General features: G+C 69.2%; 24 protein-coding genes. 8 read left to right on the top strand and 16 right to left on the bottom strand.

What is annotated here, in order from left to right:
* Positions 1-9: 9 nt before the first annotated feature.
* A complete protein-coding gene (gene ffh / locus OSC30_RS10975; protein ID WP_267171891.1) occupies positions 10-1,392 on the bottom strand; it encodes a signal recognition particle protein in 1,383 nt (460 codons plus the stop codon).
* A 124-nt stretch (positions 1,393-1,516) separates the two neighbouring features.
* On the opposite strand from ffh, the gene OSC30_RS10970 reads away from it, so the two are divergent.
* Positions 1,517-2,335: a cytochrome C assembly family protein gene (locus OSC30_RS10970; protein WP_267171890.1), complete on the top strand. Its 819-nt coding sequence runs from the start codon at positions 1,517-1,519 to the stop codon at positions 2,333-2,335.
* A gap of 68 nt (positions 2,336-2,403) precedes the next feature.
* On the opposite strand, the gene radA is transcribed toward OSC30_RS10970, so the two are convergent.
* From radA to OSC30_RS10945, 5 genes are all read right to left on the bottom strand, one after another.
* Positions 2,404-3,795, bottom strand: coding sequence for a DNA repair protein RadA (gene radA / locus OSC30_RS10965; RefSeq protein ID WP_267171889.1), 1,392 nt, complete (start codon positions 3,793-3,795; stop codon positions 2,404-2,406).
* Positions 3,796-3,975: 180 nt separating this feature from the next.
* Positions 3,976-5,064, bottom strand: a complete 1,089-nt coding sequence (gene alr, locus OSC30_RS10960) for an alanine racemase (RefSeq protein ID WP_267171888.1) — start codon at positions 5,062-5,064, stop codon at positions 3,976-3,978.
* A gap of 157 nt (positions 5,065-5,221) precedes the next feature.
* A complete protein-coding gene (locus OSC30_RS10955; protein ID WP_267171887.1) occupies positions 5,222-6,616 on the bottom strand; it encodes a replicative DNA helicase in 1,395 nt (464 codons plus the stop codon).
* Positions 6,617-6,990: 374 nt separating this feature from the next.
* Positions 6,991-7,854 (bottom strand): aldo/keto reductase, encoded by an 864-nt coding sequence (locus tag OSC30_RS10950; RefSeq protein ID WP_267171886.1) that lies wholly within the window; start codon positions 7,852-7,854, stop codon positions 6,991-6,993.
* Positions 7,855-8,134: 280 nt separating this feature from the next.
* Entirely contained in the window at positions 8,135-8,401 is a 267-nt protein-coding gene (locus OSC30_RS10945) for a DksA/TraR family C4-type zinc finger protein (protein ID WP_267171885.1), read from the bottom strand.
* An 80-nt stretch (positions 8,402-8,481) separates the two neighbouring features.
* On the opposite strand from OSC30_RS10945, the gene OSC30_RS10940 reads away from it, so the two are divergent.
* Positions 8,482-8,949, top strand: a complete 468-nt coding sequence (locus OSC30_RS10940; protein ID WP_267171884.1) for an NUDIX hydrolase — start codon at positions 8,482-8,484, stop codon at positions 8,947-8,949.
* A gap of 21 nt (positions 8,950-8,970) precedes the next feature.
* Here the strand turns inward: OSC30_RS10940 and OSC30_RS10935 are convergent, their stop codons facing one another.
* Positions 8,971-10,737, bottom strand: a complete 1,767-nt coding sequence (locus OSC30_RS10935; protein ID WP_267171883.1) for a GGDEF domain-containing protein — start codon at positions 10,735-10,737, stop codon at positions 8,971-8,973.
* A gap of 42 nt (positions 10,738-10,779) precedes the next feature.
* Entirely contained in the window at positions 10,780-11,040 is a 261-nt protein-coding gene (locus OSC30_RS10930) for a hypothetical protein (protein ID WP_267171882.1), read from the bottom strand.
* Between the two features lie 246 nt (positions 11,041-11,286).
* Here OSC30_RS10930 and OSC30_RS10925 point away from each other — a divergent pair, with 246 nt between their 5' ends.
* Together OSC30_RS10925 and OSC30_RS10920 are read left to right on the top strand one after the other, a co-directional pair.
* A complete protein-coding gene (locus tag OSC30_RS10925; RefSeq protein WP_267171881.1) occupies positions 11,287-11,811 on the top strand; it encodes a hemerythrin domain-containing protein in 525 nt (174 codons plus the stop codon).
* A gap of 67 nt (positions 11,812-11,878) precedes the next feature.
* A complete protein-coding gene (locus OSC30_RS10920) occupies positions 11,879-12,136 on the top strand; it encodes a hypothetical protein (RefSeq protein ID WP_267171880.1) in 258 nt (85 codons plus the stop codon).
* A 115-nt stretch (positions 12,137-12,251) separates the two neighbouring features.
* Here OSC30_RS10920 and OSC30_RS10915 read toward each other — a convergent pair whose 3' ends face one another.
* A complete protein-coding gene (locus OSC30_RS10915) occupies positions 12,252-12,671 on the bottom strand; it encodes a hypothetical protein (RefSeq protein WP_267171879.1) in 420 nt (139 codons plus the stop codon).
* A gap of 10 nt (positions 12,672-12,681) precedes the next feature.
* Positions 12,682-13,884 (bottom strand): zinc-dependent alcohol dehydrogenase, encoded by a 1,203-nt coding sequence (locus tag OSC30_RS10910; protein WP_267171878.1) that lies wholly within the window; start codon positions 13,882-13,884, stop codon positions 12,682-12,684.
* A gap of 206 nt (positions 13,885-14,090) precedes the next feature.
* Here OSC30_RS10910 and OSC30_RS10905 point away from each other — a divergent pair, with 206 nt between their 5' ends.
* Positions 14,091-14,270 (top strand): CsbD family protein, encoded by a 180-nt coding sequence (locus OSC30_RS10905; protein ID WP_267171877.1) that lies wholly within the window; start codon positions 14,091-14,093, stop codon positions 14,268-14,270.
* Between the two features lie 178 nt (positions 14,271-14,448).
* A complete protein-coding gene (locus tag OSC30_RS10900; protein ID WP_267171876.1) occupies positions 14,449-14,958 on the top strand; it encodes a hypothetical protein in 510 nt (169 codons plus the stop codon).
* Positions 14,959-15,003: 45 nt separating this feature from the next.
* On the opposite strand, the gene rlmH is transcribed toward OSC30_RS10900, so the two are convergent.
* From rlmH to OSC30_RS10870, 6 genes are all read right to left on the bottom strand, one after another.
* Positions 15,004-15,474 (bottom strand): 23S rRNA (pseudouridine(1915)-N(3))-methyltransferase RlmH, encoded by a 471-nt coding sequence (gene rlmH, locus OSC30_RS10895; RefSeq protein ID WP_267171875.1) that lies wholly within the window; start codon positions 15,472-15,474, stop codon positions 15,004-15,006.
* Between the two features lie 202 nt (positions 15,475-15,676).
* On the bottom strand, positions 15,677-16,021 hold the full coding sequence (rsfS, locus tag OSC30_RS10890) for a ribosome silencing factor (protein ID WP_267172021.1): 345 nt from the start codon (positions 16,019-16,021) through the stop codon (positions 15,677-15,679).
* A gap of 138 nt (positions 16,022-16,159) precedes the next feature.
* Complete coding sequence (locus OSC30_RS10885; protein ID WP_267171874.1) at positions 16,160-17,224, bottom strand: NAD(P)H-dependent flavin oxidoreductase; 1,065 nt, start codon at positions 17,222-17,224, stop codon at positions 16,160-16,162.
* A gap of 40 nt (positions 17,225-17,264) precedes the next feature.
* On the bottom strand, positions 17,265-17,879 hold the full coding sequence (locus OSC30_RS10880) for an HD domain-containing protein (protein WP_267171873.1): 615 nt from the start codon (positions 17,877-17,879) through the stop codon (positions 17,265-17,267).
* A gap of 44 nt (positions 17,880-17,923) precedes the next feature.
* Positions 17,924-18,592 carry an NrsF family protein gene (locus tag OSC30_RS10875; RefSeq protein ID WP_267171872.1) on the bottom strand — a complete coding sequence of 223 codons (669 nt, stop codon included), beginning with the start codon at positions 18,590-18,592 and terminating at the stop codon, positions 17,924-17,926.
* Positions 18,593-18,596: 4 nt separating this feature from the next.
* Positions 18,597-19,121: an RNA polymerase sigma factor gene (locus OSC30_RS10870; protein ID WP_267172020.1), complete on the bottom strand. Its 525-nt coding sequence runs from the start codon at positions 19,119-19,121 to the stop codon at positions 18,597-18,599.
* Between the two features lie 316 nt (positions 19,122-19,437).
* Here OSC30_RS10870 and OSC30_RS10865 point away from each other — a divergent pair, with 316 nt between their 5' ends.
* Positions 19,438-21,156: a cytochrome c biogenesis protein DipZ gene (locus OSC30_RS10865; protein ID WP_267171871.1), complete on the top strand. Its 1,719-nt coding sequence runs from the start codon at positions 19,438-19,440 to the stop codon at positions 21,154-21,156.
* Between the two features lie 18 nt (positions 21,157-21,174).
* Positions 21,175-21,783 (top strand): peptide-methionine (R)-S-oxide reductase MsrB, encoded by a 609-nt coding sequence (gene msrB / locus OSC30_RS10860; RefSeq protein ID WP_267171870.1) that lies wholly within the window; start codon positions 21,175-21,177, stop codon positions 21,781-21,783.
* Positions 21,784-21,971: the final 188 nt, after the last annotated feature.

The following is a 21,971-nucleotide window of genomic DNA, read 5'->3' as shown; positions in this document are numbered from 1 at the left end:
CGGGTCCTTTCAACGCATCGGCGGGAAGCCGCCGCCCATCCCGCCCATGCCCTTCATGGCCCCGCGCATCTGCCGCATGAGGCCCTTGGTACCGCCCTTGGACAGCTTGGACATCATTTTTTCCATCTGCATGTACTGCTTGAGCAGGCGGTTGACGTCGGCCGGCTGGGTGCCCGAGCCACGCGCCACGCGGGCGCGGCGCGAGCCGTTGAGCAGGTCGGGATGGCGACGCTCCTTCTTGGTCATCGAGCCGATGATCGCGACCATGCGCTTGATCTCGTTGTCGTTGACCTTGGACTTGACGCTGTCCGGAATGCTGGCCATGCCGGGCAGCTTGTCCATCAGCCCGGCCAGGCCGCCCATGTTGTTCATCTGCTCGAGCTGGTCGCGCATGTCGTTGAGGTCGAAGCGCTTGCCCTTCATCACCTTCTGGGCGAGCTGCTGGGCCTTCTCCTGGTCGACCTTGCGCTCGACCTCCTCCACCAGCGAGAGGACGTCGCCCATGCCCAGGATGCGCTGGGCCAGGCGATCGGGATGGAACGGCTCCAACGCGTCGGTCTTTTCGCCAGCGCCTAGGAACTTGATCGGGCGGCCGGTGATGTAGCGCACCGACAGTGCGGCACCACCGCGGGCGTCACCGTCGGTCTTGGTCAGCACCACGCCCGTCAGCGGCAGCGCCTCGCTGAAGGCCTTGGCGGTGGTGGCCGCGTCCTGGCCGGTCATCGAATCGACCACGAACAGCGTCTCGACCGGCGTGATCGCGGCATGCAGTGCCTTGATCTCGCCCATCATCGCCTCGTCGATGTGCAGGCGGCCGGCGGTATCGACCAGCAGCACGTCGACCACTTCGCGACGGGCGGCCGCAATGGCGGCCCTGGCGATGTCGACCGGATCCTGCCCCACCTCGGACGGGAAGAACTTCACGCCGACCTGCTCGGCCAGCGTGCGCAACTGCTCGATGGCGGCCGGACGATAGACGTCGCAGCTGACCACCATCACCTTCTTTTTCTTGCGCTCGGTCAGGAAGCGCGCCAGCTTGGCCACCGTGGTGGTCTTGCCGGCGCCCTGCAGGCCGGCCATCAGCACCACCGCGGGCGGCTGCTGGGCGAGGTTGAGCTCGGCGTTGGCCGTGCCCATCACCTTGGTCAGCTCGTCGCTGACCACCTTCACCAGCGCCTGGCCCGGCGAGAGGCTCTTCAATACCTCCTGGCCTACCGCGCGCACTTTCACGCGCTCGATCAGCGCCTGCACCACCGGCAGCGCAACGTCGGCCTCCAGCAGCGCGATGCGCACCTCGCGCAGCGACTCGCGGATGTTTTCCTCGGTCAGGCGACCGCGACCGCGCAGGCGGTTGACGGTGGTCGAGAGACGTTGGCTGAGCGATTCGAACATGGCGACGGGTACGGTGCGGGGAGAACGCCGGAGTATAGCAATCGCGGAGCGGCCGAAGTCGGCGGCCGCAGGCGGGCACCATGCCTCGTTCACCCGCCGCCGACGCTATGACACACTTGCACGCATGCTACCCGCGCTTTCGATTCTGGCGATCGCCTGCTACCTGCTCGCCTCCGGCCTGCTGGCGTGGCCACTGTTCGCGCAGCGGGCGGCAACGCCAGCGGTCGCCTGGCAACGCCCGGCCCTGGCGGTCGCCATGCTGGCGGTGCTGGCGCATGCGGGCGTGTTGCTTGGCATGCACCGCGGCGCGCTGGATCTGCATTTCTTCGCCGCGTTGTCGCTGGTCGCCTGCGTGGTGTCGGCGCTGACCCTGTTCGTCAGCCTGAGCCGGCCGGTGGCGGCGCTGGGCGTGGTGGTGTTTCCGCTGGCGGCAGTGCTGCTGGCGGTCGACAGTTTCCTGGCGCCGCCGACCATGCCCATGGCGATGGGTTGGCAGATCAAGCTGCACGTGACGGTGGCGCTGGTGGCCTTCAGCCTGCTGTCGATCGCCGCGGTGTTCGCGATCGGGCTGGCGGTGCAGGAGCGCGGGTTGCGCCACCGCCAGTTCGGGCCCTGGCTGCGCGCGCTGCCGCCGCTGACGCTGACCGAATCGCTGCTGTTCCGCATGATCGGCGCAGGCTTTGCCCTGCTGACCCTGACCCTGGTCACCGGCATCCTGTTCGTCGGCAACCTGTTCGGCCAGCACCTGGTGCACAAGACCGTGCTGTCGATCGTCGCCTGGCTGGTGTTCGGGATACTGCTCTACGGGCGCTGGCGATTCGGCTGGCGCGGCCGCCGCGCGGTGAACCTGACGCTGCTCGGCATGGCGGTGCTGGCGCTGGCGTTCTTCGGCTCGAAGTTCGTGCTGGAGCTGATCCTGCACCGGCCGCTGCCGCGCCTGTAGCGCAGGGTGGGCTTCAGCCCACCGTTCCCGTGCGGATCTCGAGCCGGTGGGCTGAAGCCCACCCTACGTCAGGCGTCGCGGCAGGCGTCGATGGCCTGGGACAAGCGCTCCACGCCAACCACTTCCATCTCGCCCACCTTGCTCTTCTTGGGCGCGTTGGCCTTGGGCACGATGGCGCGGCGAAAGCCGTGGGTGGCCGCCTCCTTCAGGCGTTCCTCGCCGTTGGGCACAGGACGGATCTCGCCGGAGAGGCCGACTTCGCCGAAGGCGATCGTCTTGTCCGGCAGCGGCCGGTCGCGCAGCGACGAAAGCACGGCCAGGAGCACCGGCAGGTCGGCGGCGGTTTCCTGCACGCGAATGCCACCGACCACGTTGACGAACACGTCCTGGTCGTACGCCGCCACGCCGCCGTGGCGGTGCAGCACGGCCAGCAGCATGGCCAGGCGGTTCTGCTCCAGGCCCAGCGCCACGCGGCGCGGATTGCCCAGCGAACTCTGGTCGACCAACGCCTGCACCTCGACCAACAGCGGACGGGTGCCTTCGCGGGTGACCATCACCGCGCTGCCGGAGGTCGGCCCGCTATGTGCCGAGAGGAAGATTGCCGACGGGTTGGGCACCTCCCGCAGGCCCTTGTCGGACATGGCGAACACGCCCAGTTCGTTGACCGCGCCGAAGCGGTTCTTGAACGCGCGCAGCACGCGGAAACGGCTGCCCGACTCGCCCTCGAAGTACAGCACCGCGTCGACCATGTGCTCGAGCACGCGCGGACCGGCGATGCCGCCCTCCTTGGTCACGTGGCCGACCAGGAACACGGACGTGCCGGTTTCCTTGGCGAAGCGCGTCAGTTTGGCCGCCGATTCGCGCACCTGGCTCACCGAGCCCGGCGCCGCGGTGAGCAGTTCGGTCCAGATGGTCTGGATCGAGTCGATCACCAGCACGTGCGGACGCGTGGCGATCGCCTGTTCGAGGATGCGCTCGATGCAGGTCTCGGCCAGCGCCTGCAGCGGCTCCAGCGGCAGGCCCAGGCGCTGCGCGCGGGCCGCCACCTGCGAGAGCGACTCCTCGCCGGTGACGTAGACACTGGCCAGGTGCGCACCGAGCGTGCCCAGCATCTGCAGCAGCAGCGTCGACTTGCCGATGCCGGGGTCGCCGCCGATCAGCACCACCGAACCCTGTACCAACCCGCCGCCAAGCACGCGATCGAGCTCACCGATACCGGTGTGCGTACGCGCCTCGGTGGTCAGCGCGACCGCGGTAAGCGGGGTGACCCTGGCCGAACCGGCGGCGGTGCCGGCATAGCTGGAACGCTGCGCGCCCACCGACGCCTTCGCCGTGGAGGCCGGCGCCAGCACCACCTCGCTCAGCGTGTTCCACACGCCGCACTCGATGCACTGTCCCTGCCATTTCGAATGCTCGGCACCGCAATCGGTGCAGACGTAGGCGGTCTTGGCTTTGGCCATGGGGAATTCCGGTAGTCGAGGGCGAAAGCTTAGCCCGGCCCGCTCGCACGGCGCGAGACGGTGAAAGCCGATTCCGTCCGTAGGAGCGCCCTTGGACCCGACCGTGCGGCCTGATCGTGCATGGTGCTCGCGCCCAAGGGCGCTCCTACACGAGAGCGTGGCGTACGCACGCCTGCGCGATCAGCTCTCGTCCTCGACGAACAACACGCGGCGCGTCATGCCGCAGGTGAGGTCGTAGCTGAGGGTGCCGGCGTGGTGGGCGATGGTTTCCACCGGCAAGCCCTCGCCCCACAAGATGACACGGTCGCCGACTTTTGCGTGCTGCGCCGCGCGCAGATCCAGCGTGATCAGGTCCATCGAAACGCGGCCAATCAGCGGCACGGTGGTGTCACCAACCCGCACTGGCGTACCGCTGGCGGCGCTGCGCGGATAGCCGTCGCCGTAGCCGACGGCGGCGACGCCGACGGGCATGTCTTCGGGGCAGGTCCAAGTCCCGTTGTAGCCGATGCGCTCGCCCTTGGCGATGCGATTGATGGCGATCAGCCGGGTGGCGAGGGACATCGCCGGGCGGAAGCCGAAGTCCGCGCCGCTCTTGCCCTCGACGACGGACAGGCCGTACAGCAAACCGCCCGTGCGTACCCAGTCGGCGCGCGCCTCGGGCCAGCCGAGCACGGCGGCCGAGTTGGACATCGAGCGCGGACCGACCAGGTCACGGGTGGCGTCGGCGAAGCGGGCGATCTGGGTGCGGGTCTGCTCGCCTCCAAAAACTTCCGAATCGGAAAAGTGGCTGAGCAGGCCGATCTCCGGATCCAGCCCCGGCATCGCGGCCAAGCGCGCATGCACGCCGGCAACGCGCTCAGGAGCAAAACCCAATCGGTGCATGCCGCTGTCGATCTTCAGCCATACGCGCAGGCGGCCGCGGCCGGGTACGGCCTCGGCCAGCCAGTGCAGCTGCGCTTCGTGATGGATCGCCGCGTCCAGCTGCAGGCGTTGCATCTCGGCGATGTCGCCCGCCTGGTCCGGACCGGAGAGCACCACGATGCGCTGCCGGTGGCCAGCCGCGCGCAGGCGCAGGCCATCGCCCAGGGCGGCCACGGCAAAGCACTCGGCGTCGGCGTCCAGCGCGCGGGCGACGCGCTCCAGGCCGTGGCCGTAGGCGTCCGCCTTGACCACCGCCATCACCCGCGCGGGGGCGGCGATCGCCTTGATGCGGGCGAGATTGTGGCGCAGGGCGCCCAGATGGATGGTGGCGGTGGTGGTGCGGCTCATGGATGCCGGGATTCGCGATTCGGGATTGGGGATTCGATGAAAGGCGAAAGTCTCCCGCATTCCCCGCCGCCCTTCGCCGGATGGCGCCAGGCGCAGAGGGCGTACGAAGCGTCGCGGCTTTTGCGAATCACGAATCCCGAATCCCGATTCACGGCTCTCAATCGAACGATCCGACGAACGAGTCCGCCGCGTAGTTCTCGAACTTGGTGTAGTGGCCGAGGAAGGTGAGCTTCACCGTGTCGGTGGGGCCGTTTCGCTGCTTGCCGATGATGATCTCGGCCAGACCTTTGTCGGCCGATTCCTTGTTGTAGTACTCGTCGCGGTAGATGAACATGATCACGTCCGCGTCCTGCTCGATGGCGCCCGATTCGCGCAGGTCGGACATCATCGGGCGCTTGTCGGCGCGCTGTTCCAGCGAGCGGTTCAACTGCGACAGGGCGATCACCGGCACGTTCAGCTCCTTGGCGAGGCCCTTGAGTGAACGGGAGATTTCTGAAATCTCGGTGGCGCGGTTCTCCTTGTTTCCGGGCACCTGCATCAACTGCAGGTAGTCGATCACGATCAGCCCCAGGCCGCCGTGCTCGCGATGCAGGCGGCGCGCGCGCGAGCGCAGTTCCACCGGCGACAGGCCTGGGGTGTCGTCGATGAAGATCTTGGCCTCGGAGAGGATCGCGATGGCATTGGTCACGCGCGGCCAGTCTTCCTCGGACAGGTCGCCGTTGCGCAGGTGCTGGGCGTGGATGCGGCCGATCGAGGAGATCAGGCGCAGCGCCAGCTGCGAGGAAGACATTTCCATCGAAAAGATGACCACCGCCTTCTTGCCGCGCAGCGCGGCGGCCTCGGCGATGTTCACCGAGAACGCGGTCTTGCCCATCGACGGACGTGCCGCGACGATGATCAGGTCCGACGGCTGCAGACCGGAGGTCAGCTCGTCCAGATCGTTGAAGCCGGTGGAAATCCCGGTGAGCTGGCCGCGGTTCTCGTAGCGCTCGGTGAGCAGGCGGAAGGCGTCCTTGACCGCGTCGCGCATGGACACCGAATCCTTTTTGCCGCGCGCGCCGGACTCGGCGATCTTGAAGACAGCCTGCTCGGCGCTCTCCAGCACCTCCTGCACGCTCTTGCCCTCGGGGCGATAGCCGTCCTCGGTGATGCCGGTGCCGGCGTCGATCAGCTGCCGCAGCACCGACTTCTCGCGCACGATGTCGGCGTAGGCAGCGATGTTGGCCGCACTCGGCGTAGCGTTGGCCAGTTCGATCAGATAGCTGGCGCCGCCGACCATCTCGGCCAGGCCGTTGGCCTCGAACCAGTCGCCGAGCGTCACCGCGTCGCAGGGCATGCCCTTGTTGGCCAGTTCGGTGATCGCGCGCCAGATCAGGCGATGGTCCTTGCGGTAGAAGTCGCCCTCGCCCAGCTTGTCGGCGACCTTGTCCAGCGCGTCGGGGGCGAGCATCAGGCCGCCCAGCACCGCCTGCTCGGCGTCGATGGAATGCGGTGGCACGCGCAGCGCCTCGACGGAGCCAGGGGTGCTCTTGCGCTCGGGGACAAAGGACATGGGCTGAAGGTTCCTCGCAGACGACCGCGCCGCTGGCGGAACGCGCGGGCACGAGGGGAGAGGATACGCGGCGGGCTCTCAGCCGACGAGACAATAAGTCTGTGGATAACCTGTGGGCTGCGGTGGATAACGGGGTGGCGCGAGTTCCTCCTGAAGGATAAGCGCTAAAAGCCCTCCCTTCCGGAGGTCCTCGAATAGCCCCATTTCGCGCGATGCATGTAGGAGCCACTTGCGGGCGATGCTCTTGCGCCTGAACGCACCGCCAAAAGCATCGCCCACAAGTGGGCTCCTACAGGGGTCGCCCGAAGGCCACGGATTTTTTCGAGGTCGCTCTCGGGAGGGGCTTTGCGTGGGAACGGGTCTCCCCGAAGACGTCAGCTCGCCGCGGCCTCCAGCGCACGGTAATCCTCATCCGACAATTCCAGCTGCGCCGCGCCCACGTTCTCGCGCAGGTGCTCCGCGCGCGAAGTCCCCGGGATCGGCAACATCACCGGCGAGCGCTTGAGCAGCCAGGCCAGCGCGACCTGGCCATTGCTGGCGCCCAACCGGGCGGCGATGCGGCTCAGCACCGAGTCGGGCACGGCCAGGTCGCCGGCGGCCAGCGGATACCACGGGATGAACCCGATGCCCTGCGCCTGGCAATGCTCGAGCACCGCCTCGCTCTTGCGATTGGCCAGGTTGTAGAGGTTCTGCACGGTGGCGACGGGAAAGTAGCGCCGCGCCGCCTCGATCTCCTCCACGCCGACCTCGCTCAGGCCCACGTGGCGGATCAGGCCCTCGTTGCGCATCTCGGCGATCACCTCGAATTGCTCCTCGCGGGGAACCTTGGGATCGATGCGATGCAACTGCCACAGATCGATCCGCTCCACACCCAGCCGGCGCAGGCTCATCAGCACGCACTGGCGCAGGTACTCCGGGCGGCCGAGCGGTTGCCAGATGTCCGGGCCGTGGCGGGTCAACCCGCCCTTGGTGGCGATCAGCATGCCGTCGTAAGGGTGCAACACCTGGCGGATCAGGTTCTCGCTCACCTCCGGCCCGTAGCTGTCGGCGGTGTCGATCAGGTTGACGCCCAGCCCCGGCAACGCGCGCAGCGTCTCGCGCGCGCCCTCGGCATCGGCCGGGTCGCCCCAGATGCCCTTGCCGGTGATGCGCATGGCGCCGAAACCCAAGCGGTGGACGGGAATATCGCCGCCGACCTGGAACCGGCCGGAGGCCGCTGCGTTGGCTGAACTGGCCATCGGGAGCTCCTTGCGCAAGGGAAAGCCCCGTTATGGGGCCGCGGAATGACGAGGCAAGCACGTGCCGCGGCGTACCCTGATCTGCTCGAACCGATCGCTCGAGCCCGGGCAGGAGGAGGGCATGGCTTGTGTTGGGTCGCAGGCGGCGTTCCGGACCTCGTGGCAATGCGGTGTCGATGCACCCGCCGTCGGCGGATCATTCGGGCCAGGTCCCGCCACGGCCGATCGCCAGCGTCCCGCGGAACCGGACGCCCGTGCCGGATGGCCGGGTATGGCGCCGCTAACGCAGTTGGCTGTCCTTGCTGCCGCGGCGGTTGTAACCGCTGACGGCGCGCTGCGCCTTGTCCTGCGCCTCCTGGCAGGCTACGCACAGGCGCACGCCGGGCACGGCCTGGCGCCGCGCTTCGGGAATCGGCGCGTCGCACTCCTCGCAGTGGCTCAGGCTCGGGCCCTGCGGCAGCTTGCTGCGTACGCGCTTGATGGCGTCCTTGACGGTCGCGTCGATCTGGTCTTGCACGGCGCCGTCGCCGGCCCAACCGATGGCCATGGCGGTCTCCGGAAATCGTCGGGAACACGAATGTTACCGCGGTCGAGGTGAACGCGGGATCGGTTGCAGCGGGAGGAAGCATGCCCATCACCAGCGCCGGCATCCTGATGTACCGCCATAACGACGGCGGGCTGCAGGTGCTGCTCGCCCATCCGGGCGGCCCGTTCTGGCAGCGCCGCGACGACGGCGCATGGATGCTGCCCAAGGGCGAACGCGTGCCCGGGGAGGCGGCCGAGGAGACCGCGCGGCGCGAGTTCGAGGAAGAACTGGGTGCGCCGGCGACCGGCGAATTGCACTCGCTGGGGCGGCTGCGCCAGCGTGGCGGCAAATGGGTCGAGGCATTCGCGCTGGAGGGCCGGTTCGATCCGGCTGCGCTGCACAGCAACCTGTTCGAGCTGGAATGGCCGCCGCACAGCGGGCGACGGGCGAGCTTTGCGGAGATCGACCGGGTGGCGTGGTTCACGCTGGCGCAAGCGCGGGAGAAGATCCTGCCCAGTCAGGTGGAACTGCTCGATCGGCTGGAGAGTCACCTCTCGCGGGGCCGGTGAGATCAGGGACGGCGCCACCGCTCAGGCGACCACTACCCCTTCGCCCTGCTTCCCCGCCACCACGCAGTTGCGCCCGGCACGCTTGGCTCGGTAAAGCGCGTGGTCCGCGTCCATCAGCAATTGGCGCAGGTCGTGGCCGGATTCGCCGGTGTAAGCCACGCCGAAGCTGGCCGACACCGGAATACCCGGCTCCGCCTGGTGGCTCAACGCGAAGACCGCGCGGCGGATCGCTTCGGCACGCTCGATGCCGCTGTCCATTCCGCACTCCGGCAACAGCACGCCGAACTCCTCGCCGCCCAGCCGCCCGAACACGTCGGTGGAACGCACGTATTCCTGGCAGGCCAGCACCGCGCGCCGCAGCACCTGGTCGCCCATCGCGTGGCCGTAGGTATCGTTGGTGAGCTTGAAGTGGTCCAGGTCGATCAACACCAGGCAGGCGCCGTGCCCGGACCGTTCCGCGTAGCGCAGGGCCTGCCCGGCCTCGCTCATGAAATGCTTGCGGTTGTAGATGCCGGTGAGGCTGTCGCATTGGGCCGCGCGCATGAACTGCAGCTGCGAGCGCTTGAGCCGCAACAGCCACAGACCGATCGCCAGCAGGCCGAGCGCCAGCACGGCGATATAGAGCCGGCTGGCCTCGACCGCCTTGCGATCCAGCGCCTGCTGCAGCCGCAGGATCTGGTTCTTGCGCGCCAGCGCATCGAGCTCGGCCTTTTTGGCCTGCACCTGCTGCTTGACCATCTGGTAGGCCAGCGCCTTGGCGCTGACATCGTCCAGATAGGCCTTGTCCGCGGCCATGTATTTCTCGTGGTAGGCCAGCGCGCTCTGGTAATGCCCGGCTTTCTGGTCGATCCGGTACAGCAGCCGGTAGGCGTCGATCAGCGGCCGGGTGTACTCCCCGCTGATGCTCGAACGTACCGCCGCCAGCGCGTGTTGCCTGGCTTTGTCCGGATCGCCCCGGAGGTCATAGGCACGCGCCAGCTGGGCATCGAAGCGGGAGACCAGATTGCGATAGCCATCCTGACGGACAGCCTGGTAATGGGCTTCCAGCAATGCGATGGCCTCGGCCGTGCGGCCGTGCTCGAGGTAGTAGTCGGCGAGGTACCCCCGCACCGCGTTGGCGAACAGCCTTTCCCCCGCGTCGGTGCACGACCGGATGCCGGCGCGGAAGTCGCGTTCGGGCGCGGCCAGCCGATCGAGGTGGTACTGCGCGTCGAGCGCAAACACATTGGCCTTGCACTGCCCCGCCGCGGTGGACAGCTCCCGCTTCATGCGCTGGGCATAGTCGGCCGCCAGTTCGTACTGCTCCATGCCGCTGTAGAGCTGCGCCGCCTCGGATTCGACCTGGAACCGGGCGGGCCGGTCCGTGACCCGCGGCAGCAGCTTGAGCAGCTCGTCCAGGCGCGAGAAGGCCTCGGCATAGCGGTGTCCCAGCCCCAGCATGTTGACCGAGGTGGCGCCCGCCCGCGCGCGCAGGGTGATGTCGCCGGCGCCATCGGCGACGGCCATCGCCAGCTTGGTGGCCTTGGGATAATCGCCCACCCAGGCGGCCTCCCACGCCTGCAGATAACGCAGGCGCCACCGCTGCGCGGCAGTCAGTTGCGGAGCGTCACGGTCCAGCTGGTCCAGCAGGCGAACGAAACGGACGTTGTCGGTGGTCTTGATGCCGTCGGCGAGTTCGAGCAGCTCAGCCGCGGCCGTCGGCTGTGGCGCAGCGGCCGCGCGCACGGTACCCGCCTGGGCCAGAAGCAGCAGGCCACCGATTGCCAGGAGAAAGGGCCTCGTACGCATGGTCGCGGATGCGAGTGGCCGCCGACAGACGCAATGCCCGGATCAGCGCTGCAGTTCAGGCAGACGCTCGCCAGCGTCGCCCTCGTCCTCGTCGGGTGCTTCTTCTTCCTCCGCGGGGACCTGCAGGCCGATCAGGATGCGCTGTCCCAGCATGCGGTAGACCGCCTCGACATCGCGGGCGACCAGCGCGGATGCCAGCGCCGGATCCATCTGCGAACCGACCGCCGCCTGCAGCACATCCTGCTCGCCGTGAAAGATGCTGGCGTCCGAGCCAGCGCGCTCCAGAAACTCGATCGCGTCCATACTTCCCCCTGGTGAATCCCATGCCGGCCCGCAGAACCTGTCCAGGCGCCCCTGCGGCCACGCCATCGGGGCAGCCAGCAAAGCCGGCGACGGTCAATAATGGCCAATGTCGTGGCGGAAAGCCACTGGACTCCTCCTGCCCCGCACCGCGGCCGGGGCGCCGCCGAAGCGCCTCCGGTGCGCGCTTCACAGCCGACCGACGCCCGCCGGCGTCCAATCGCCCCAGGTACGCCCAGGAGGCTCCCCATGCCCGACATTCTCGACACGCTCAAGAACGAACACGATCAACTGCGCGAACTGTTCGCCAAGATCAACAAGACCGCCGACTCGGAAGCCGATACCCGCCATGACCTGCTCAAACGGATCGAGGCGCTGCTGATCCCGCACGCGAAGTGGGAGGAGACGGTGTTCTATCCCGCTTTCGAGGACCGCGCCGACCACGAGCAGAAACTGATCTATGCCGAGGCGATCCAGGAGCATCGCGCAGTGGAGCTGGCGGTGCTGCCGGACATCCATGCCGCCGACGTGGACTCGCGGCAGTTCGCCGGTTCGGTGCAGGTCTGCGGCGAACTGATCAAGCACCACGCGCACGAGGAAGAGACCAAGATGTTCGACGCCGTGCGACAGCTGTTCAGTGCCGAGGAGCTGGCGGACTTCGACCGCAAGTACGCCAGTTGGAAGGATTCCTCCGGCGCCGACGCCATCACCAGCTACGCCAAGGTGAAGACCGCCGCGATGGCGTTCATGCGCAACCCGGATTCGCCCGCCTGAGTGCGGGCCCGACAACCGCGCATCCAGCCCGCGGATTACCGGATCATGACGCGGACGCCACCTGCCCGTGGGTGATCTGATCGACGCGCTGCAGTGGCCGGCGATGGCGATCACCCTGGTGGCCGCCTGGCTGGTCGGCTCGCTGTCGCGGCGCAAGCGCACCTGGGGGTTCTGGTGCTTCGTGTTGAGCAACGTGCTGTGGGTGGCCTGGGGCTGGCATGACCGCGCCTGGGCGCTGATCGGGTTGCAGGTGGGGCTATTCCTGTTCAACCTGCGCGGGGTAAGCAAGAACGACGACGACGCACCGGCCGCCGATTCAGGCTGATCCGCGGCGCGTTTCCGGAGGCCAACGGTCGGTCCTGGCCAAGTAGGGTGGGCTTCAGCCCACCACGCAAGGGGCGGTGGGCTGAAGCCCCCTACGGTTTGCGGCGCGGCGTGCCTCAGTCGCGGCGGCGCTGGCGCAGCAGCCACCAGGCCAGCGCCACGCCGGCGACGCCGAAGGCGGCGGCACGCGTGCGCGGCGAGCGGCGCACGTCATCGACCAGTCCTTCGGCCACGTTCACGCGGTCGGCCAGCAACAGGAGCATCCAGTGGCGCAGGTCGCTCTCGCTGCGGCGGAAGGCACGCCGGCGGATCCAGCCGCTGACGCCGCTGGGCGGCACGCTGGTGCCGAATACCGGGGTGATGCCGGGGCGTTCGATCGAATGCAGCACCTCCACCGTATGCGGCTGTTGTGCAGGGCGGTCCCAATGCACGCCCTGCAGACGCGAGGGCTGTTCCATCGGTACGGCGGGACGCTTGGCCGGGTCGAGGTCCACGCCCCAGTCGGGGACGTGCGAGTGATCGGTCGACGGGTTCATGGGCGGGCCTTCAATGCAGGTGGGTGGATGCCGGGCGCGCGACCGGCGCCGGCATATCGAGCGGGCCGGCACGCGGCGGGATCAGCACGGTCTTGATGCAGCCGTCCAGCTTGGCCGAGAAGCGATGGTAGGCCTCGTCCACTTCCTCCAGCGGCACGCGGTGGGTGATCAGCTCGCGCGGCTTCAGGCGGCCGGCACGGATGTGCTCGATCAGGTGCGGCAGGTGGCGTTTCACGCTGGCCTGGTTCATGCGCAGGGTCAGCCCCTTGTTCATCGCGCTGCCGATCGGCACGGCGTTGAAGGTGGGCCCGTACACGCCCACGATCGAGACGTTGCCGCCGCGGCGCGCCGAGTTGATCGCCCAGTGCAGCGCGGTGGCAGCACCCGCCTGCAGCTTGAGCTTGACGCCGGTCAGCGTCTGCATGAAATTGCCGTCGGCCTCGCAGCCGACCGCGTCGATGCACACGTCCGCGCCCCGCCAGTCGGTGATCTTCTTGATGTGCAGGGCCATGTCGTCCACGTCGCGGAAATTGACTGTCTCGGCCTGGGCGAAGCGACGCGCGAACTCGAGCCGGTAATCGACTTGGTCGACCACGATCACCCTGCCCGCACCCATCAGCCACGCGCAGCGCGCGGCCATCAGGCCGATCGGGCCGGCACCGAACACGACCACGGTGTCGTTCTCGTGGATGTCGCCCATCTCGGCCGCTTGGTAGCCGGTGGGCACCACGTCGGTGAGCAGCAGCGCGTCCTCGACGTGGATGTCCGGCGGGATCACGGTGGGGCCGATGTCGGCGAAAGGCACGCGCACGTATTCGGCCTGGCCGCCGTCATAGCCGCCGGCGCTGTGCGAATAGCCGTAGGCGCCGCCGATCGCGGTCGCCTGCGGATTGACGTTCTCGCAGTTGCCGTAGAGCTCGTACGAGCACGAAGCGCAGGTGCCGCAGAACACGTTGAAGGGCACCAGTACGTGATCGCCCACTTTCAGGTTGCGCACGTTCGGGCCGACTTCCTCCACCACGCCGGTGAATTCGTGTCCGAAGATCGAGCCGACCCGCGTGTCCGGCACCAGCCCGTGGTACAGGTGCAGGTCCGAGCCGCAGATGCAGGCGCGCGTCACCCGCACGATGGCGTCGTCCGGATGCGCGATCATCGGTTCGGGCACCTGCGCGGCGCGTACCCGGTAAGGGCGGCGGTAGGTGGTGGCCAGCATGTCGTTCTCTCCCGTGCGTGGGTCGCAGAAAGCTAAACGGACGCATGTCGTCGGCGCGGGAAAAGCCTGCGAAGCAAGCTTCGGGCGGCGCATGGATGCCTGCCCGCCAGGCGGCAGGCGAAATCCTTGCGTCCCTGTCACTGCCGCTGAACACGCATCGACCTATAAACGAATGGCCTGCGACTGGCAGGTTTGGAGGCATACCCATGAACGACAATCGCATCGAAGGCACCAAGCACGAGATCAAGGGCGCCGTGAAGGAAGGCGTCGGCAAGCTCACGGGCAACACCTCGAAGGAAGTCGCCGGGAACGTGGAAAAAAACGCCGGCAAGGTGCAGAACAACGTCGGTCAGGCCCAGGACGAGATCGAGGATCTGGACGACTGAGGATCGGATTGGCGATCGGAGACGACAGTGGATGCAGCGGCGGGCCGTAGCGCCCGGCCGCCTGCCCCACCCCGGCTTCCGATAACAATCGGCGCACGTGTCGATCACCCGGGCGCGAGAAAGATACCGGCATGGCCGCCCGGTCGTGCCGGACGGGCCGTCCCACCGGGAGATGCCCATGAAAACCCGCTGCGTATTCAGCACCACCGACCTCGCCGCCGCGCGTGCCGCCATGGCCGCCGCCCGCCAGGCCGGCATTCCCGACGATGACATCTCGCTGATCGCCCGCGAGGACATCGAACTGCAACACATTCCCGACCACCTGATGGTCGGGCGCACCGATTTCTATCCCGCCGCCGCCCGCGGCGCCGCCTGCGGCGGAGGCACCGGCGTGCTGCTGGGATTGATCGCCGTCGCGGTGCCACCGCTGGGCGTCACGCTGGCGGGCGCCACCGCCATTGCGCTGGCTGGCGCGGCGGTCGGTTGCTGGACCGGTGCGCTGGTGGGCACCGACGTGCCAGATGCGGTGCACCGCAAGTTCAAGGGCGACATCGAGGCCGGCCGCATCCTGGTGGTGATCGATGCCACGCGGGAGCGTCTCGCCGCCGCCTGCCCGTCGCTGCTCGCCACCGGGGCCCGGCACCTGCCGCTGCACGCGCATCCGGAAGTGCCGCAACTGGCAGCCTGAAGGGCGAACGATGGCCACTCTGCCCGTCGGGTTCCGTCGCCGTTTCTAGGCCCGGTGGTACGGATGCCCTGCCAGCAAGGTACTGGCGCGGTACAGCTGCTCGGCCAGCACCAGGCGCACCAGCATGTGCGGCAACGTGAGCGGCCCGAGCGACCACCGCTGATCGGCACGCGCCAGCACGTCGGGCGCGTGGCCGTCGGGCCCGCCGATCAGGAAAGCCAGGTCGCGCCCGGCCATGCGCCAGTTCGCCAGCTGGCCGGCCAGCTCTTCGCTGGACCAGGTCTTGCCGCGGCCATCCAGGGCGATCACATGGGTATCGCGCGCAAGCGCCGCGAGGATCGCCGCCCCCTCGTCGTGCGTGGCGCGGGCATCGTCGCGGCCCTTGCCGCGGGCGCCAGCCTTCAGCTCGACCAGCTCCAGCGGCAGTTCATGCGACAGGCGCTTGCGGTATTCGGCGAAGCCCTCGGCCACCCAGCCGGGCATGCGTTCGCCGATGGCAAGTAAGCGGGCTCGCACGAGCCCGCTTAATCGAACAAAGCGGCGCGCAGCGCCACGTTCGCCTCCTCTCCCCTCCGGGGAGAGGATTGAGGTGAGGGGGCGGGGCTCGCGGGAATGTTCATAGTGAGGATGGTTCTAAAGCAGCACACGCTTCGTAGCCACTAAATTGCAAGAGCGACCCCTCACGCCAACCCTCTACCCGGAGGGGAGAGGGAGAACGTCAGCCGGCGTTCGCCGCATCCATGCCCGGCTCGCGGTCGCCGACGGTCCACAGGCGCTCCAGGCCGTAGAACTCGCGGATGCGTGGCAGCATGACGTGGACGATCACATCGCCGAGGTCGACCAGCACCCATTCGGCTTCCTGCTCGCCCTCGACGCCGAGCGGCATCACGCCCGCCTTCTTGGCGAACTTGACCACTTCGTCGGCGATGGATTTGACATGGCGGGCCGAGGTGCCCGAGGCGATCACCAGCAGGTCGGCGATGGAGGTCTTGCCGCGGACGTCGATCTCGCGGATGTCCTTGGCCTTGAGCTCTTCCAGCGCGTCGATCACGAGCTTGCGCAGGTTGTGGGTATCGACCGCTTTCCCGGCGGTAACGGCAGGCTGGCTACGGGGAGACGTGCTCAAGTTCTGGTGCCTCGGGGCTTGCATAGGGCGCGGAATGGCGCCGGCGCAGTATACCCGGCCCTGCTCTATGGCACGTCAAGCGGGCGTGCAGCGCGCCGCCGCGTACTCGCGCATCAGCATGCGGACCAGTTCGGCGGCCGGCATCGGGCGCACCAGCGCCGCGGCCTGCCCGCACCATTCGGAGATCAGGTCGCCCCGCCCGGCCGCGGCGGCCGCACGGCGCAGCGGCGCGGTCAGCGCGTTGAGGACCGGATACGGCGGCAGTTCGCCGGCAAAGGGCTGCATGGCTGCCACGTAGCGGTTGCGCAGTCCGCGCGCGGCGCGGCCGGAGAAGCTGTAGATGGTGCCGATGCGATGATCTGCCGCCTGCGGCAGGTCGCGCTTCCAGGCCTCGGCCGCGGCCGATTCCGGGCAGGCCAGGAAGGCCGTGCCGAGCTGGCTGGCGTCGGCGCCCAGCACTTCGGCGGCGACCATGCCGCGCCCGTCCATGATGCCCCCGGCGGCGAACACCGGGATGTCGACCGCGGCGACGGTGAGCGGCAGCAGGGCGAACAGGCCGACCAGCGCCTCTTCAGGCGCATGCAGGAAGGTGCCGCGGTGGCCGCCGGCTTCGGCGCCCTGCACGCAGATCGCGTCGGCGCCGCGTTCGGCCCAGGCGCGTGCCTCGGCTACGCTGGTGGCGGTGCCGACCACGCGGACGTTCCGCGCCTGCAGCTCGCGCACCTGCGCCGTGCTCAACAGGCCGAAGGCGAAACTCGCCACCGCCGGACGCGCCTCGCGCAACGCTGCGAGCTGGTCGGAGAAGCGAGGCGCCCAGCGCGCGGGACGCTCGGTTCGCACGGCCAGGCCCTCACTCTCCATCAGCGCGTCGAGGCGGCGGCGAGCGGCATCCACTTGCGCCTCGTCCACCTCGAAGTCGTCGGGCAGCACGAACAGGTTGAGGGCGAACGGGCGGTCGATGGCGGCCCGGATCTGTGCGGCCTGTTCCAGCAGCGCCTGCGGCTCCAGGTAGCCGGCGCCGAGCGAGCCGAGCCCGCCGGCACCGCTTACCGCGGCAACCAGCGCGGGCGTGTTGGAGCCGGACATCGGCGCCTGCACCAGCGGATGCTCGACACCGAGTGGACGAAGAAAGGCGGACATGGCGTGTCTCCGGGCGGCGAACGGCCATTGTCGCGCCGGATCAGCCCGCGCGGCAGGCCGGCTCACCGGCCAGCGCGTGCATGCGCTCGACCTCGATCTCGATCGCCGGCGCCATCGCCGAGCCACGCTGCGTGAACAGGTCGGCGAGCAGCCGGTAATAGGTCAGCGTCCCGTCGCGCCCGCCGGTGAAGCGCTGGAACACGCGCGGCCCGACCGCCGCCCGCTCCAGGTCGCCGACGATCGCGCGCGCGTTGTGCAACTTGTCGCAGCCGGACACCAGCAGCATCTCGTCGGATGCGTGCGCAAGGTGGTTGAGGTAGCCCTGCTTGCGCCGCAGCCAGTCACGGCGGCGGGCGCCGGGATCCGTGAGTCCCGCCTTGGCTTCGGCGGTGCCGTCGGTGCAGCCGCGCACGATCGCCAGCACGCGCGCGCCGAAACGCTCGCCGATGGCGCTGGCGTGCGCCTCGCCGCAGTCCTCCAGCACATCGTGCAGCAGGCCGGCGATCGCCTGGTCCTCGTCGCCACCGTACTCGAGCACAAGGCTGGCCACGCCCAGCAGGTGTTGCAGGTAGGGAATGGCGGTGCCCTTGCGGGTCTGGTCCGCGTGGGCAATGCGCGCGTAATCGATGGCCGCGGTGAAGCGTTCGCTGAGCATGGCTGTCCTCCCTGGTTAGGCGGCCAGCCTGCGGCAGGCGCGTCTCAGGCGGCGCGACGCACGTGCGCCGAGAGCAGCCGTCCGCCGAGCGCGGCGTTGAGCGCCACGACCACCGCTACGGCCAGCGCGTGCATCAGCAGGTCGGTCGCGGCCGCATCGAAGGCATGGCAGATCTCCAGCAGGCTGGCCGAGGCGGCGGCGCTGGCCAACCCCACCAGAACGGCGGTGAGTACCGGTCGCAATGGGCAGGCCCGGCGCAGCAACGCGATCAGCAAGGCCGACAGCGGCAGCGAAAACCCGATGATGAAGAACACGCAGTCGCCCGCCTCGTGCGCGCTGGCCACGTGCGTGGCCGGCGCGACCCACTCGCGCAGGCAGCCCAGCCCGCTGGCGCCGATCCACAGCAGCGCCGGCGCCAGCGGCAGCCATGCCCAGGTGGTACGGCGTCCCGGCACGGCCAGTGCAAATGCGGCCCAGGCCGCCGCGATGGCGGTCAGGCCCGCGCCCAGGCCGGCCCAGCCCAGGTCCGGCGCGCCGGCCCAGCGCGCCAGCATCGGCGCGCTTCCGTAGCGATCAAGCAGGATCACCGCGATGGCGGCCACCACCGCCAGCCAGCCCAGCGTGCGCAGCCATGGCGGGCGCAGCCGGCGCACCGGCGCCAGTTCGGCGCCGAGCGCGGCGATCAGGCGATCGTGGGCGCGTGGGTCGGCCATCGTTCTAGTCGTCTCCGTGGATGCGGCCGCGCAGGGCCTTCAGCGCGCGATGCAGGTTGACCTTCAGCGCGCCGGTACTGCGACCGGTCCGCGCCGCGGCCTCGTTCAGCGACAGCTCCTTCAGGCCTAGTTGCTCGACCGCCTCGCGCTGGCCCGGCGGCAGTTCGTCGATCGCCGCGCGCAGGCGGCGGGCCTGCTGCGCGCGCTCGCTCTCGGCGCTGGCGTCCTGCTCGTCCGGATGCAGTGCGACAGCGCGCTCGTCGCCGACCTCGCGGTGTGCCTGCCGGCCGCTGCGGCGCATGCCGTCGATCGCGCGACGGCTGGCCAGCGCGGCCAGCCAGGCGTCGTAGGAGCGTGTCGGGTCGTAGGTGTGGCGCACGCGGTGCACGGTGAGCAGGGTTTCCTGCACCACGTCGTCGAGCTGATCGTGCGCCACGCCCTGGCGGCGCGCGACCGCGCGGATCAGCGCCACCGAATCGGCCAGCACGCGCTCGTAGGCGCGCCGGTCACCGGCCTGGGCAGCCGCCATCCACGCCGCACGGCGGCGTTCGGGGGTGTCGCTGGCAGGCTCGGCTGGCACGGTCGACTCGACGCTCGCCCAAGGGGAAGAGCGGTCATCTAGGACCAGGGTGCCGGTGGCGGTCAAGCCCTGCATGGCGAAGATGCGGAGTGCATGCCGGACGTTCGCTGCATCCGGCCGCCGGGTTACCTCGCAGGAAGCGAAGCGTAGGGTGGGCTTCAGCCCACCGCTGCTTCCGGACACCAGGGGGGCCGAAGCCCGCCCGACGTAACCGGCCGGGACCCACCGTCGAATACCAACCACACTCCCGCGGAAACCTCACCTCATGCTGTTGCTGATCCTCGCCTACCTCGGCGGCGTACTGACCATCCTCAGCCCCTGCATCCTGCCGGTGCTGCCGTTCGTGTTCGCGCGCGCCGACCGACCGTTCGCGCGCAACGGCCTGCCGATGCTGCTGGGCATGGCGCTCACCTTCGCGCTGGTGGCCACGCTGGCGGCGGTGGGCGGCGGGTGGGCGGTCCGTGCCAACCAGTACGGCCGCGTCATCGCGCTGGTGGTGCTGGCACTGCTGGGTCTGACGCTGCTGTCCACGCGGCTGGCCGAGTGGCTCACCCGCCCGTTCGTGGCGCTGGGCAACCGGTTGTCGCAGCATCCGGACGACGAAGGCTCGGCATGGTCGGCCACCGGTCTGGGCATCGCCACCGGCCTGTTGTGGGCACCCTGCGCGGGGCCGATCCTGGGCCTGCTGCTGACCGGCGCGGCGCTCAATGGCGCCAGCGTGCAGACCACCTTGCTGTTGCTCACCTACGCGGCCGGTGCGGCCACTTCGCTGGCGCTGGCGCTGCTGCTCGGCGGCCGGGTGTTCGCGCTGATGAAGCGCTCGCTCGGCGCTGGCGAATGGGTGCGCCGCGCGCTCGGCGTGCTGGTGCTGGCCGGCGTGGCGGCGATCGCGCTGGGGCTCGATACCGGCGTGCTGACCCGCGTGGCGCTGGCGAACACCGGCGGCCTGGAGCAGAAGCTGCTCGACGCCGCGCGCCCGCCGCCCGCGCCGGAACCGGCCCACCGGGCCGGCGCGCCGCTGCCGGTGGAAGGCGAGATGCCTTCGCTCGCCGGCGCCACCAGCTGGCTCAATTCACCGCCACTCACCCGCCAGTCGCTGCGCGGCAAGGTGGTGCTGGTCGACTTCTGGACCTACTCCTGCATCAATTGCCTGCGCGCGCTGCCCTACGTGCGCGGCTGGTACGACAAGTACAAGGACGACGGCCTGGTGGTGATCGGCGTGCATGCGCCGGAATTCGCCTTCGAGAAGGACCCGGGCAACGTGGCGCGCGCGGTCAAGGAACTGGGCGTGGATTACCCCGTCGCGCTCGATAACGACTACGCCATCTGGCAAGGCTTCAACAACCAGTACTGGCCGGCGCACTACTTCATCGACGCCAGCGGCCGCATCCGCGCGCATCACTTCGGCGAGGGCAATTACGCCCAAAGCGAGGACATCATCCGCCAGCTGCTGACCGAAGCCGGCCACACCGACCTGCCCGCGGGCTACGTGCAGCCGGGCGCGAAGGGCGCGCAGGCGGCCGGCTCGGGCGATGCCATGCGTTCGCCGGAAACCTACGTCGGCTACGCCCGAGCCGCGCACTTCGCCGGCGGTGCGGTGGCCCACGACGACGCCTGGGACTACCGCGCACCGGCCACGCTGACGCCTGGCCAATGGTCGCTCGATGGCCGCTGGAACGTACACGCCGAAAATGCCGTGCTCGAACACGCCGGCGGGCGCATCGTCTACCGCTTCCGCGGCCGCGACCTGCATCTGGTGCTGGGACCCGGCGCGAACGGCAAGCCGGTGCGCTTCCGCGTCACGCTCGACGGCAAGCCGCCGGGAGACGACCACGGCATGGACGTCGATGCGAACGGCTACGGCACCGTCACCGAACAGCGGCTGTACCAGCTGGTGCGCCAGAAGCACGGCAACGGCGAGCGGCTGTTCGAGATCACCTTCCTCGACCCGGGCGTGCGCGCGTACGCCTTCACCTTCGGCTGATCACCTTCGGAGACTGCCATGTCACGTACTCACGACATCGTCGCCATGGAACGCCGCCGCTTCCTGGGCGCCGTCCTCGCCGGCGGCGCGCTGGCCGCGGTAGGCGGTGGCGCGCTGATCCCCCGCCTGTCGGCGCGTGCGGCGCCGGCCACACCCGCCGCGGCCGGCGGCAAGGACCTGCTGCTCGAATGCTTCGCCAACGACGGCCACCGTCTCGGCCCCTGCCACGTGCGCAAGCTGGTGCTCACCGACGCGCAGTGGCGTGCACGCCTGCCCGACGCCTCCTACCGGGTCATGCGCCACAACGGTACCGAACGCGCCTTCAGCGGCCAGCACGAAAGACCGCCGGTGCCCGGACTGTTCCGCTGCCTGGCCTGCGACACCGCGCTCTACGACGCGGCCACCGAGTTCGATTCGGGCACCGGTTGGCCCAGTTTCTGGCAGCCGATCGCCCGGCAGAACGTCATCGAGAGCACCGACCGCATGTTCGGCTGGACCCGCACCGCGATCAGCTGTGCCGGTTGCGACAGCCACCTGGGTCACGTTTTCACCGACGGCCCCGAGCCGACCGGCCTGCGCTACTGCATGAACTCGGTGGCGCTGCGGTTCGTGGCACGCGTGGGCTGACACTCGCCCGCTGCGTAGGGTGGGCTGCAGCCCACCGCTTCCTCATCGGGGCGATGCAGCAAGGTGGGCTGAAGCCCACCCTATGTATGGACTCGCCTCCACGGTCAACCCCCGTTTGCTGTCAAGAACGACCGGCTGCGTCTATGTATGAGGCCTCGTCGAGGTGGTCGCAGGGACCACGGGCCGGC

Source organism: Frateuria hangzhouensis (assembly GCF_026410505.1).
Lineage (GTDB): Bacteria > Pseudomonadota > Gammaproteobacteria > Xanthomonadales > Rhodanobacteraceae > Frateuria_A > Frateuria_A hangzhouensis.
The sequence above is the reverse complement of the archived record's forward strand: the minus strand, read 5'-3'. Positions and strand labels throughout refer to the sequence as shown.